The sequence below is a fragment of the Methylobacterium indicum genome (assembly GCF_001043895.1).
GTDB lineage: Bacteria > Pseudomonadota > Alphaproteobacteria > Rhizobiales > Beijerinckiaceae > Methylobacterium > Methylobacterium indicum.
In genome coordinates this window covers 47,606-60,482 of sequence record NZ_JTHF01000024.1, presented here as the reverse complement: position 1 = coordinate 60,482, position 12,877 = coordinate 47,606, and the positions used below count along the sequence as shown (strand labels likewise).

General features: G+C 70.7%; 13 protein-coding genes. 7 read left to right on the top strand and 6 right to left on the bottom strand.

The genetic code is table 11. The annotated features are described in order from the left end of the window. Positions 1-387: 387 nt before the first annotated feature. On the bottom strand, positions 388-1,104 hold the full coding sequence (locus tag QR78_RS03585; protein ID WP_048426118.1) for a DUF4142 domain-containing protein: 717 nt from the start codon (positions 1,102-1,104) through the stop codon (positions 388-390). 244 nt (positions 1,105-1,348) lie between these two features. Here QR78_RS03585 and QR78_RS03580 point away from each other — a divergent pair, with 244 nt between their 5' ends. The 7 genes from QR78_RS03580 to QR78_RS03550 all read left to right on the top strand — a co-directional run bounded on the left by QR78_RS03580 (position 1,349) and on the right by QR78_RS03550 (position 8,670). Continuing rightward, positions 1,349-2,449 (top strand): acyltransferase family protein, encoded by a 1,101-nt coding sequence (locus QR78_RS03580; protein WP_425284141.1) that lies wholly within the window; start codon positions 1,349-1,351, stop codon positions 2,447-2,449. Positions 2,450-2,572: 123 nt separating this feature from the next. Next, positions 2,573-3,367, top strand: a complete 795-nt coding sequence (locus QR78_RS03575) for an ABC transporter ATP-binding protein (protein WP_048426117.1) — start codon at positions 2,573-2,575, stop codon at positions 3,365-3,367. Then, the gene (locus QR78_RS03570; protein ID WP_048426116.1) at positions 3,360-4,109 is read left to right on the top strand and encodes an ABC transporter ATP-binding protein; all 750 of its coding nucleotides are present in this window, start codon (positions 3,360-3,362) and stop codon (positions 4,107-4,109) included. Before QR78_RS03575 ends, QR78_RS03570 begins: the two co-directional genes overlap by 8 nt. Continuing rightward, a complete protein-coding gene (locus tag QR78_RS03565; RefSeq protein ID WP_082171706.1) occupies positions 4,109-5,368 on the top strand; it encodes an ABC transporter substrate-binding protein in 1,260 nt (419 codons plus the stop codon). Before QR78_RS03570 ends, QR78_RS03565 begins: the two co-directional genes overlap by 1 nt. Before the next feature lie 112 nt (positions 5,369-5,480). After that, positions 5,481-6,686, top strand: a complete 1,206-nt coding sequence (locus QR78_RS03560) for an ABC transporter substrate-binding protein (protein ID WP_048426115.1) — start codon at positions 5,481-5,483, stop codon at positions 6,684-6,686. A gap of 79 nt (positions 6,687-6,765) precedes the next feature. Next, a complete protein-coding gene (locus QR78_RS03555) occupies positions 6,766-7,653 on the top strand; it encodes a branched-chain amino acid ABC transporter permease (RefSeq protein ID WP_048426114.1) in 888 nt (295 codons plus the stop codon). Between the two features lie 27 nt (positions 7,654-7,680). Further along, the gene (locus tag QR78_RS03550; RefSeq protein ID WP_048426113.1) at positions 7,681-8,670 is read left to right on the top strand and encodes a branched-chain amino acid ABC transporter permease; all 990 of its coding nucleotides are present in this window, start codon (positions 7,681-7,683) and stop codon (positions 8,668-8,670) included. Positions 8,671-8,898: 228 nt separating this feature from the next. Here the strand turns inward: QR78_RS03550 and QR78_RS03545 are convergent, their stop codons facing one another. The 5 genes from QR78_RS03545 to QR78_RS03525 form a co-directional block, all read right to left on the bottom strand. Next, positions 8,899-9,738: an alpha/beta fold hydrolase gene (locus tag QR78_RS03545; RefSeq protein WP_048426112.1), complete on the bottom strand. Its 840-nt coding sequence runs from the start codon at positions 9,736-9,738 to the stop codon at positions 8,899-8,901. Beyond that, positions 9,735-10,961, bottom strand: coding sequence for an MFS transporter (locus QR78_RS03540; protein WP_048426111.1), 1,227 nt, complete (start codon positions 10,959-10,961; stop codon positions 9,735-9,737). Before QR78_RS03540 ends, QR78_RS03545 begins: the two co-directional genes overlap by 4 nt. Before the next feature lie 124 nt (positions 10,962-11,085). Next, positions 11,086-11,868: a hypothetical protein gene (locus tag QR78_RS03535; RefSeq protein ID WP_048426110.1), complete on the bottom strand. Its 783-nt coding sequence runs from the start codon at positions 11,866-11,868 to the stop codon at positions 11,086-11,088. Then, the gene (ureG, locus tag QR78_RS03530) at positions 11,868-12,479 is read right to left on the bottom strand and encodes an urease accessory protein UreG (RefSeq protein WP_048426109.1); all 612 of its coding nucleotides are present in this window, start codon (positions 12,477-12,479) and stop codon (positions 11,868-11,870) included. Before ureG ends, QR78_RS03535 begins: the two co-directional genes overlap by 1 nt. A 23-nt stretch (positions 12,480-12,502) precedes the next feature. Continuing rightward, a complete protein-coding gene (locus tag QR78_RS03525) occupies positions 12,503-12,859 on the bottom strand; it encodes a tRNA-binding protein (protein ID WP_048426108.1) in 357 nt (118 codons plus the stop codon). Between the last annotated feature and the right edge of the window lie 18 nt (positions 12,860-12,877).

Below are 12,877 nucleotides of genomic sequence, written 5' to 3'. Positions count from 1 at the left end.
TCCGGAAAAGGGATTGGTTTACAATGGGTCATGGAGCCTGGCTGCACGGTTCCCGGCCAGGGTCGGGTACCGTGGGCAGGCCAACGCTTCGCCGTAACCGGGGCAAAATCGCGGGCGGGAATTCGAAAATGCGTCGCAGGGGCGGTCCTTCGAACCCGCAAGCTACTGACAATGCAGCATCTCGCATGTGCGAGACCAGAAATGCTGCACCTGCTCGCCCGTGAATTTGCCCCGGTTACCGCTTCGCCCGCTTAGGTTCTTGTTTTGTCGCAGATTTTTGTCTAGAACCGGTATCCACTTCGGCGAAATCTGCTTAGCGTATGCCACGAACGGAAACGGCGGGCCACTCGGCCCGCCGCTCCGTCATCTCGAGGTTGGTCCGTGCGCTCAGCGGGCGCCCGGCAGGCGCTGGGCCTGCGCCAGATGCTGCTGAATCACCGGCAGGGCCTGCTGGACGTAGTTGCGCAGGGCCGGGTTCGGACCCGACTGGGCGTAGGCCTGGTAGTTGGCCACGGTCATGGAGTGGGCCTGGACCTGCATGCGGGCGTAGGTCCGGTCGAAGGCCGGGCCGGCCGGGGTGTCGGCGAGCTCGGCGAGCATCGCCTGCTGCTGCGGGCCCAGCGGGATGGCACGGGTGGCGGCGGTGGTGGTCACGTCGCCGTCGAAGTCGACCGCGTTCGCACCCATCCGGGCGCCGCGGGCCGCGCCGGAGCCGAGGCCCTCGAGGCCGCCGACCGGGCCGCCCTGGAGCGTGCCGCCGACGACGCCGGCCGCCGCACCCGTGGCCGCGCCGACCGCGCCGCCCGCGATGGCGAAGGGCGCCTCGATCAGGCCGCCGATGCCGGAGCCGACGCCGCCGGCGACGTTCTCACGGCCACCGAGCAGCGCCACGTTGGCGGCGCGGTGGTCGCGGATCATCTCCTGGGCGAAGCTGCGGATGCGCGGGTTGCGCGACTTGTCGAGGGCGATCTGGCTCGCCTTGACCTCGAACGCATTCGACATCAGCGCCATCGAGCGGAACTCGTTGAAATTGCCGACCTGCTGCGCGAAGGCGGGGGTGGCGAGAGCAACGGCGAGGCCGGTCAGGGCAACGAGCTTCTTCATCGGTCAACTCCTGGTAGTCTGTTCTTGAGCGTAACGTGCCAGAACCGCCGGATATCGAGGGATCGTCTCGGTCACGGCTGCGTCATCGGCTTGGCAGGACGCTTTCGGGCTGGACAACGACGTTCCGGCGGCATTGTTCCCGCGGTCGCGTCATGTATCCGGGGTCTGCCGGCCCTGGCCGAACCCGCCCCGGCTCCGGTAAGACCGCGCCGGGTCCCGTCCGGGTGCCCGTGTCCGGTGAGCGATGTCCTTGTTCCGTCCCACGCCCCTGCCGCTGATCCAGGTCCTGCGGGCGCTGGCCGCCGTGATGGTCGCCGCCGGCCATGCCCAGCACGAAGTCGCGGGCCTCGCCGATCGGGCGGGCCTCGCCTTCGCGCCGGCCGCCTGGCTGCCCTGGCCGGCGGGCGTCGACGTGTTCTTCGTCATCTCGGGCTTCATCATCGTGCACGCGGCGGCCCCGCTGCACGGGCGGAGGGAGGCGCGGCGGATCTTCCTCGCCCACCGGGTCGCCCGGGTGGTGCCCCTCTACTGGCTCGCCACCACGCTCTACCTCGCCCTCGCCTGGCTCAGACCGGGCCTCCTGGGGGCCGGCGGCGAGGGGCCGGCCTACCTCGCGGCCTCCTATCTGTTCTGGCCGATGGCCCGGGGCGACGGGGCGGTGCAGCCGCTCTACTCCCTCGGCTGGACGTTGAACTACGAGATGGCGTTCTACGTCGTCTTCGCCCTCGTGCTGCCCTGGGGCCGAAGGCAGGCGGTCGCCGGCACGGTCGCGGTGTTCGCCGGTCTCGTGCTCCTGGGGGCGGCCGCGGTCCATCATGGCACGGCGCTGCCGGTGCCGCTGGCGTTCTGGAGCGACCCGATCGTCCTCGAATTCGCCTGCGGGGCCCTCCTGGCCCTGGCGCGCCAGGAGGGGCTGCACCTCCCCGGCCTCGCCCGCCTGGTTCTCGCGGGGATCGGCCTCGTGCTCCTGTCGCTCGCGGGCGATGCCCCCGCCCTTCCCCGCTGCCTCGCCTGGGGCGGGCCGGCCTGCCTTCTCGTCGCGGCCGCCGCGCTCGGGCCCTCCGGCGTCGGCGGCCCGCGCCGTGCGGCCCTGCTGAGACCCGCAACCCTCCTCGGGGATGCCTCCTACGCGCTCTACCTCGTCCATCCCTTCGCGGTGCGCGGGGTGCGGATCGCCATCGAGGCGACCGGGCTCGCCGCCCGTCTCGGGCCCGGCCTCGTGGTGGCCGCGATGCTGGCCCTCGCCTGCCTCGCCGCACTCGTGCTGCACCGCGTGATCGAGCGGCCGCTCACCCGGACGGCACGGGCGCTCCTCGAACCGAAACCGGCGGTGAATAAGGCCTGACAGGCCGGATTCGCCCTGCGGCAGGCCGGCGTCGACCCGTTGACACTCCTTCGGCGGCATGCTGTTTCGCTATGCGATACGCGCATAAGCGCGAGCGAGGAAACGCAGGGGTGACGCGCCGACATGGCCCAACCGCTAACCCACGCTGAGGCCGGCGCCCGGGGCCAGGACATCGTCCTGTCGACCGAGGGCCTGACCAAGGAGTTCAAGGGGTTTCGCGCCGTCAACGGCGTGACGCTCGAGGTCAAGCGCGGGACGATCCACGCGCTGATCGGCCCGAACGGCGCCGGCAAGACGACCTGCTTCAACCTGTTGACGAAGTTCCTGACGCCGTCGGCGGGCTCGATCCGCTACAACGGCCGCGACATCACCGGCATGAAGCCGGCGGACGTGGCCCGGCTCGGCCTGGTGCGCTCGTTCCAGATCTCGGCGGTCTTCCCGCACCTCACCGTCAAGGAGAATGTCCGCATCGCGCTCCAGCGGCGCAAGCGCGGCGACTCTTTCGACTTCTGGCGCTCCGAGACGGTGCTGCGGGCGCTGAACCGCGAGGCGCTGGACCTCGTCGAGGCGGTCGGCCTGTCGGAGTTCGCCGACATTCCGGCGGTGGAACTCTCCTACGGCCGCAAGCGGGCGCTGGAGATCGCCACGACGCTGGCGCTCGAGCCCGAGATGCTGCTCCTCGACGAGCCGATGGCCGGCATGGGCCACGAGGACGTCGACCGGACCGCCTCCCTGATCCGCCGGGTCTCGGCGAACCGCACCATCCTGATGGTCGAGCACAACCTGTCGGTCGTCGCCTCGCTCTCCGACCGCATCACCGTGCTGGCGCGCGGCCAGGTGCTGGCGGAGGGCGACTACGCCACCGTGTCGAAGGATCCCCGCGTGGTTGAGGCCTATATCGGAGCCGGTCATGGCTGAGGCGGTGATGACGAAGCCGGTCCCGGCGGCGGGCGCGGGCGCCGCCCCCCTCCTCGCGGTGCAGGGCCTCGAAGGCTGGTACGGCGAGAGCCACGTGCTGCATGGCATCACCTTCGACGTGAAGCCCGGCGAGGTGGTGACCCTGCTCGGCCGCAACGGCGCCGGCAAGACGACGACGCTCCGCGCCATCATCGGCATCCTGGGCAAGCGCAAGGGCTCGATCCGCTACGACGGCACCGAGACCATCGCCATGGCCTCGCGCAACATCGCCAAGCTGGGCTTGGGCTACGTGCCGGAGGAGCGCGGCATCTTCTCGAGCCTGTCGGTCTACGAGAACCTGATGCTGCCGCCCCGGGTGAAGCCCGGCGGGATGACGGTCGAGCAGATCTACACCCTGTTCCCCAACCTCAAGGAGCGCTCGGGCAGCCAGGGCACCAAGCTGTCGGGCGGCGAGCAGCAGATGCTGGCCATCGGCCGCATCCTGCGCACCGGCGCCAAGCTGATCCTGCTCGACGAGCCGACCGAGGGTCTCGCGCCGGTCATCGTGCAGCAGATCGGCCGGACCATCGCCCGGCTGAAGTCCGAGGGCTACACGATCATCCTGGTGGAGCAGAACTTCCGCTTCGCCCAGACCGTGGCCGACCGGCACTTCGTCGTCGAGCAGGGCCGGGTGATCGACATGATCCCGAACGCCGAGCTCGACGCCAACATCGACAAGCTGCACACCTATCTCGGCGTGTGATGCGGGCGCGGGTCCTCCTCACGGCCCTGCTGGCGGGGCCCGCGCTCGGTCTCGGCCCGGGCGTGGCAGCGCTTGCGGGGACCCCCGGCCGGGTCGTTCCGGTCAAGATCGGCGTGCTCAACGACCGCTCGGGGGTCTATGCCGACATCTCGGGCGAGGGCTCGGTCGTCGCCGCCCGCATGGCGGTGGAGGATTTTCGCGCGCAGAATCACGGCCTGTCGGTCGAGGTCGTCTCCGGCGACCACCAGAACAAGCCCGCGGTCGGCGCGAGCCTCGCCCGGGCCTGGTACGACCGCGAGGGGGTCGACGCGATCTTCGACGTGCCGACCTCGTCGGTGGCGCTGGCGGTGCACGAGGTCACCCGCGAGAAGAACAAGGTCTTCGTCGATTCCGGCGCCGGCACCGCGGACCTCACCGGGCCGGATTGCTCGCCCAACACCGTCCACTGGACCTTCGACACGGTGGCGCTCGCCAACGGCACCGGCGGCGCGATGGTCAAGCGCGGTGGCGACACCTGGTTCTTCGTCACCGCCGACTACGCCTTCGGCGAGGCGGTGCAGCGCGACACCACGGCGCTGATCGAGCGCCGGGGCGGCCGGGTGCTCGGTGCGGTGAAGACTCCGTTCCCGGCCTTCGACTTCGCGCCCGCCCTCCGGCAGGCGCAAGGCTCGGGGGCCAAGGTGATCGGGCTCGCCAATGCCGGCGGCGACACGATCGGGGCGGTGCGCGAGGCGGCGCGGCTGCGGGTGGCGGAGGGCGGACAGGCACTCGCCGGGCTCCTGATCTTCTCCTCCGACATCCACGCCCTGACCCCGAGGGTGGCGCAGGGGCTGGTGCTGACCGAGCCGTTCTACTGGGACCTCAACGATAACACCCGGGCCTTCTCGGACCGCTTCGCCAGGCTCGCCGGCGGCAAAAAGCCGACGGCGGCGCAAGCCGGGGTCTATGCGGGCGTGCTCCACTACCTGAAGGCCGTGGAGGCGCTGGGCTCGGCCGCGGACGGAGACAAGGTCGTCGCCAGGATGAAGGAGATCCCGACCGACGATCCCCTGTTCGGCAAGGGCACGATCCGGGCCGACGGCCGCAAGATCCACGACATGTACCTGTTCGAGGTCAAGAAACCCGCCGAGTCGAAGGGCGAGTGGGACCTCTACAGGACCCTGGCGACCATCCCGGGTCGCGAAGCCTTCCGGCCCCTCGACCAGGGCGGATGCCCGCTGGTCCTGAAGGCCGCGCAGGCGGAAGGACCGAGGCCCTGACGGGCTCTCTCCATCCAGAAGCGGGCACGGCGCCGTCGCGGCGCGCGAAGCCCGCCCGACTCACCAGCCGAACGCCGCCGCATGCGGGCGGCATCCACAGGGAGGTAGAACGATGCTGAAACGGTTGTTGCTCGCCAGCGCCCTCTGCGCCGTTGCCGCCGGCCAAGCGCTCGCGCAGACACCGGTCAAGATCGGCGTGCTGAACGACCGCTCGGGCGTCTATGCCGACATCGCGGGCGAGGGCTCGGTCGTCGCCGCCCGCATGGCGGTGGAGGACTTCAAGGCCGCCGAGAAGGGCCTGAAGGTCGAGATCGTCGCCGCCGACCACCAGAACAAGCCCGACGTCGGCGCCTCGATCGCCCGGCAATGGTACGACCGCGACGGGGTCGATGCGATCTTCGACGTCCCGACCTCCTCGGTGGCGCTCGCCGTCAACCAGGTGACGCGGGAGAAGAACAAGGCCTTCGTCAATTCGGGCGCCGGCACCGCGGACCTCACCGGCCCGCAATGCTCGCCCAACACCGTCCACTGGACCTACGACACCGTGGCGCTAGCGAACGGCACCGGCGGCGCCATGGTCAAGCGCGGCGGCACCACCTGGTTCTTCCTCACCGCCGACTACGCCTTCGGCCAGGCGCTGCAGCGCGACACCACCGAGGTCGTCAACAAGAACGGCGGCAAGGTGGTCGGCGCCGTCAAGACGCCGTTCCCGACCGCCGACTTCTCGTCCTTCCTGCTCCAGGCCCAGGGCTCGGGCGCCAAGGTGATCGGGCTGGCCAATGCCGGCGGCGACACTATCAACGCCATCAAGCAGGCGGCCGAGTTCGGCATCACCGAGGGCGGCCAGGCCATCGCGGGCCTGCTGATCTTCTCCTCGGACATCCACGCCCTGACCCCGAAGATCGCGCAGGGGCTGGTGCTGACCGAGCCGTTCTACTGGGACCTCAACGACGGCACCCGCGCCTTCTCCGATCGCTTCGCCAAGCAGAACGGCGGCAAGAAGCCGACCGCCGTGCAGGCCGGCGTCTATGCCAGCGTGCTCCACTACCTGAAGGCGGTCGAGGCGCTGAAGTCGGCCTCCGACGGCGGCAAGGTCGTCGCCAAGATGAAGGAGATCCCGACCGACGATCCCCTGTTCGGCAAGGGCAACATCCGCCCCGACGGCCGCACCATCCACGACATGTACCTGTTCGAGGTGAAGAAGCCGGCCGAGTCGAAGGGCCCCTGGGATCTCTACAAGACCCTGGCGACCATTCCCGGCGACGAGGCGTTCCGCCCGCTCAACCAGGGCAACTGCCCGCTGGTGAACAAGAGCTGACGCTCCTTCCGGCGGCGCCTCGCGGCGCCGCCGGCCCCATCCGCACCAGGCCCGGTCCCCACGCGAGTCGCCAGACCCCATGCCCACGATCCTCGGCGTCCCCATGCAGGCGCTCTTCGGCCAGCTCCTGCTCGGCCTCATCAACGGCTCGTTCTACGCCATCCTGTCGCTCGGGCTGGCGATCATCTTCGGGCTGTTGAACATCATCAACTTCACCCACGGCGCGCAGTACATGATGGGCGCCTTCGTCGCCTGGATGCTGCTGAACTACGCCGGCCTCGGCTACTGGTGGGCGCTGCTCCTCGCGCCGATCATCGTCGGGTTGTTCGGGGTGATCCTCGAGCGGCTGCTGATCTCGCGGCTCTACAAGCTCGATCACCTCTACGGCCTGCTCCTGACCTTCGGCCTCGCGCTGATCATCCAGGGCCTGTTCCGCAACGAATACGGCGTGTCGGGCCTGCCCTACGCGATCCCCTCCGAACTCTCGGGCGGCCAGCGCCTGCCCTTCATGTTCCTGCCGAACTACCGCGGCTGGGTCGTCGTCGCCTCGCTCGTCGTCTGCATCGCCACCTGGCTCGTCATCGAGAAGACCAAGCTCGGCGCCTACCTGCGCGCGGCCACCGAGAACCCGACCCTGGTCCAGGCCTTCGGGGTGAACGTGCCGCTGCTGCTGACGCTGACCTACGGCTTCGGCGTGGCGCTCGCCGCCTTCGCGGGCGTGCTCGCCGCGCCGGTCTATTCGGTGAACCCGAACATGGGCGCCGACATCATCATCGTGGTCTTCGCGGTCGTGGTCATCGGCGGCATGGGGTCGATCCTCGGCTCGATCATCACCGGATTCAGCCTCGGGCTGGTCGAGGGCCTGACCAAGGTCTTCTATCCGGAAGCCTCCTCGACCGTGATCTTCGTCATCATGGTGCTGGTGCTGCTGGTGAAGCCCGCCGGCCTGTTCGGCCGCACCGCCTGACCCGCCACGCCTGAAGGAACACCCCCCATGTCCTCCGCCGCGGCGTCCACCGACGCCACCCCGATCGCCGCCACCCTGCCCGAGGGCCGAGACGCCAAGGCGTTCCACCGCCTCGTCTTCGTCATCATCGCGGTCCTGCTCGCGGTGCTGCCCTTCATCCTGTATCCCGTCTTCTTGATGAAGGTGCTGTGCTTCGCGCTGTTCGCGCTGGCCTTCAACCTGCTGCTCGGCTACGGCGGCCTCCTGTCCTTCGGCCATGCCGCCTATTTCGGCATGGCGAGCTACGTCACCGCCTACACCGCCAAGAACTGGGGCCTGACGCCGGAACTCGCGATCCTGGGCGGGACCCTGATGGCGGCGCTTCTCGGCCTCGTCTTCGGGGCGCTCGCCATCCGGCGCCAGGGCATCTACTTCTCGATGATCACCCTGGCGCTCGCCCAGATGGTGTTCTTCTTCTCGCTGCAAGCCAAGTTCACCGGCGGCGAGGACGGCATCCAGGCGGTGCCGCGCGGCAACCTGTTCGGCGTCATCAGCCTCGCCGACGACCGGGTGCTCTACGGCCTCGTGGCGGTGATCTTCTTCCTCGGCCTCCTGCTGATCTACCGCATCATCCACTCGCCCTTCGGTCAAGTGCTGAAGGCGATCCGCGACAACGAACCCCGCGCCATCTCGCTGGGCTACCGCGCCAACCAGTACAAGCTCGCGGTCTTCGTGCTCTCGACGACGCTCGCGGGGCTCGCCGGCTCGACCAAGGCGATCGTGTTCCAGCTCGCCTCGCTCACCGACGTGCACTGGTCGATGTCGGGCGAGGTGGTGCTGATGACGCTGGTCGGCGGCATGGGCACGGTGTTCGGCCCGATCCTCGGCTCCTTCGTCATCATCGCGATGGAGAACTACCTGGCGCAGTTCGGCGCCTGGGTGACGATCATCCAGGGCGTGGTGTTCGTGGTCTGCGTGCTGGTCTTTCGCGAGGGCATCCTGGGCCTCGTCGCCCGGATGCTGAAGCGGCCGCTCTGATCCGCCTCGGCGGATGACGAGACGGCGCCGGTCCCGAGCGGGGCCGGCGCCGTCGTCGTTTCGGGGGCCTGGTCGAGGGGCGCCTCGGCTAGAGAGCGTCACGATCGCGTTGCAATCGCGAAGCTCTCTCGGCTTTTGATTTTGCCGCTTTTTCTTCGACGAACCGGTATCCACTTCGTCGGACAATGCTCTGGCGCCTCACCGCCCTCCGGCAGCAGGCGGGTCTCTTCAGGCGATGGCCCGCCGGATCGCGGCGCGGACGCGCTCGGGCGCCTCGAAGGGCAGGAAGTGGGTCGTGCCCGGCACCGTCTCGACCGCGATGTCCGGGCGGGGGCTCTCCGCCAGCGCACAGGTGCTGCCGGTCTCGGCGCGCAGGATCTCGGCCGGGCAGGACAGGCGGGCGAGGGCCGCCCACGGGTCGTGCCCCTGCGCCATGTAGCTCGACGCCTCCCAGGCGCCGGTGCAGGCGAGCGTGACCCCGCCCGGGACCTCGCGAAAACCGTCCGCGACGTAATCGGCGAGCGGCGCGTCCGGCCAGGTGCGGAAGGCGCCCCGGCCCCGATAGGCGGCGAGTGCCGCCTCGCGGGACGGGAAGTCGCTGCGCCGCCTGAGCGCGCCTCCGGCGAGACCGGCATGGCCCTCACCGCGCCGCTCCGGCGCCTGGATCACCGGATCGAGGAGGACGAGGCGGCGCACCCGCTCCGGTCGCTCGGCGGCGGCGAGCAGCGAGGCGGTGCCGCCCATCGAGTGACCGATCAGCACGAGCGGACCGGTCTCCAGCCGGTCGAGCACGGCGATCAGGTCGCGCGTGACGTCCCACCAGTCGATCCGCCCGGCGGGCTCGGCCGGCAGGGTCGAGCGGCCGTGGCCGCGCTGGTCGTAGGCCAGGATGGACCGGTCGGCGAGCGGCGCGACGAGGCTGCGATAGGTGCGGGCGTTGAAGCCGTTGGCATGGAGCAGGATCGCGTCCGGCGGGCGCGAGGCCGGCCCGAATTCGAGCGCGGCGAGATGCCCGCCGGAGGGGTCGCCGGTCGCGAGGCTGCGCCGCACCAGGCCGTTATCGGTCACTGCTTCACTCCCTTGGGCCGGGCGAGCGCGGTGCCGGCGGCGCCTAGGGCCATCAGCACGGCGGTGCCGAGGAAGACCGCCCGCATGCCGACATGCCCGCCGATGAAGCCGCCGAGCAGCGGGCCCACCACCTGCCCGACATATTGCGACGAGGTCGAGTAGCCCAGGACCGTCCCGGCGACCCGGTCGGGCACCGAGTGCCGGATCACGCTGGCGATGCAGGGCAGGAGCCCGCCGAGGGCCAGCCCCATCAGGAAGCGCAGGGCGACGAGCTGCCAGTCGCGCGTCACCAGGGCCTGGGGCACCAGGAGCAGGGCGCAGACCGTCAGGCTGGCGGTGATGACGGTCCAGGGGCCGATCCGGTCGGCAAGGCGCCCGAGCCGCGGCGCCGACAGGATGCTCCCCAGGGCCGTCGCCGACATGGCGAGCCCGGCGACCAGGGTGACCCGGGCCGGGTCCGGGGTCAGTTCGGCGACGTAGACGGTGATGATCGGCTCGATCGACATCACCGCCAGCATCAGGAGCATCCCGGTCGCCAGCATGGCGAGCGCCGGGCGCTTATCGGGGATGCCGGCAAAGCTCGCCGAGGCCCGCGCGGCGCGCGGCGGGCGCGGCGCCTCGCGAATCAGGAGAAGCGTCGCCAGGAAGGCGAGGAAGATCACCCCGCCGGCGGCGAAGAACGTCGCCCGGATGCCGATCAGCGGCGGCAGCACCCCGCCGACGAGCGGCCCGACGAGGTTGCCCGCCATGATGCCGGAGCCGAGCATCCCGAGCGCCCAGGCCGAGCGGTCCTTCGGGGTCTGGGTCGCCACGAGCACCGTCGAGCCCGAGGCGTAGCCGCCGAGCAGCCCCGCGAGGAGGCGCAGGCCGACGAGCTGCCAGACGTCGCCGGCGAGCCCGATCAGCGACATCGCCACCGCCATGCCGAGGCTCGCCCGGATCAGCATCAGCTTGCGGCCGTAGAGGTCGGCCAGCCGCCCCCAGAGCGGCGCCACCAGGGCGGCGCTGAAGAAGGTCGCCCCGAACGCGACGCCGGACCATTGCACGATCGCCGCCTGGTCCTTGACCCCGAGCTCCTCGACGTAGAGCGGGAGGAACGGCAGCAGCAGGGTCATCGCCACGAGGGTGGTGAAGGAGCCGAACACGCAGACCGCGAGGTTGCGCCGCCAATAGGCGTCCTCCGGCGCCGCGTCTTCGGGTGCCGCGCTGCCGTCGCGGGTCATCGCTTCTGTCCTCCCCCGTGCGGCCGATGGGCTCGCGCGCCGCGATCTTGGCTGAGAGGACGACCCTAGCCCCCTCCTCCTTCCGCGCGAACCCGCCTCGGACGCGCCTCGGCATGACGGGATGTCATGCCGGTGGCCGCCAGTCCGGCCAGGCCGAGACGCGATGGACCAGTCGCCGGTCCCGTGCCTCCTCGCCGAACGGCGCCAGGATCCAGTCCCAGCTCCGCGGCGCGGGGCCCGGATCGACCCCGTAGAGCAGGTCCAGGCGCTCGATCACCCGCCCGTCCCGGTCCTCCTCGATCTCGTCGCGATCGGCGACGAGGCAGATGCGGGCGGTGAGTCCGGCGAGCGCCGCGAGATGCGCCGCCACGATGCGGCACCCGCAGGCGTCGGGATCCGTGAAGGGGCCGAGCCGGCCCGTCGCCTCGAGGCGCGCGACCGGCAGGATCGGCAGCTGCGACAGGAGATTGGCCGAGATCACGAGATCGGCCTCGCGGCAGACCGGCGGCAGGACCGGGCCGACGGTCTCGCCACGGCCGAGCATCAGGTCCTGCATGCCGCTGAGGTCGAAGGTCAGACGCACGACGTTGGGATGGCGCCGCGCCCGCCACCGGCCGCGCCAGGGATGCACCGCGTCGACGAGCACCACCCGGCGGAACGCGGCGGCGAGGTCGTCGATCGGCACGTCGTCGAGGAGGCCCGCGCCCAGCACCACGGCGGTGTCGCGGCGGGGCAGATCCGCCATCGCCGCCCGGACCGTATCCCGCGCGGCGGCGAGGTGCGGCGCCCAGGCCCCGCGGCAGCGCCGGGAGCGCGAGGCGAGCCGCACGCTCTCGCCGGCATGGCCGAGGCGCCGCGCCGCGAGGGTCGCGGGCTGGACGAGCCAGTGCAGGAGGTCGAGGAGCACTAAAGCCCCCCGGCCTCCACCACGAAGCGGGCCACCGCCTCGACGCCGTCGCCGTGGCGCAGGGACGCGAAGACGTAGGGCCGCGTGCCCCGCATCCGCTTGGTGTCCTCCTCCATCACCCCGAGATCGGCGCCGACGAGGGGCGCGAGGTCGGTCTTGTTGATGACGAGGAGGTCCGAGCGGGTGATGCCGGGACCGCCCTTGCGCGGGATTTTTTCGCCGCCGGCCACGTCGATGACGTAGATCGTGATGTCGGCGAGCTCGGGCGAGAACGTCGCCGCGAGGTTGTCGCCGCCGGATTCGAGCAGCACCAGATCGAGCGCGGGAAAGCGCCGGCGCATCTCGGCCACCGCCGCGAGGTTGATCGAAGCGTCCTCGCGGATCGCGGTATGCGGGCAGCCGCCGGTCTCGACGCCCATGATCCGCTCTTCCGGAAGGGCGCCGGCCACCGTGAGGAGGCGCGCATCCTCCTTGGTGTAGATGTCGTTGGTGATGGCGCAGAGGTCGTAGCGCTCGCGCAGGGCCTTGCACAGGCCCTCCATCAGGGCGGTCTTGCCCGACCCGACCGGGCCGCCGATGCCGACCCGCAGAGGTCCGTGGCTGGTAGTCATGACGCTCTCGCTCTCCGTGAGATTCAGTAAAGCCGCCCGCCGTTCGGCACAGGCCGCTCGGGTGCGATCAGCACCACGGCGCCCTCCCCGTCCGGCACCCCGAGGGTCAGGACCTCGGAGCGGACCGGGCCGACCTGGCGCGGCGGCAGGTTGACGACGCACAGCACCTGCCGGCCGATCAGAGCCTCGGGGGCGTAGTGCACCGTCACCTGCGCGGAAGACTTCTTCAGGCCGAGCGCCGGGCCGAGATCGATGACGAGCCGGTAGGCCGGGCGGCGCGCCTCGGGGATCGGCGCCGCCTCGACGACGGTGCCGACCCGCACGTCGAGCTTCAGGAAGTCGTCGATGGCGATCGGGGCCGGCGGCTCGGTCTGGTCCATGGGATGTCCGGGCGGAAG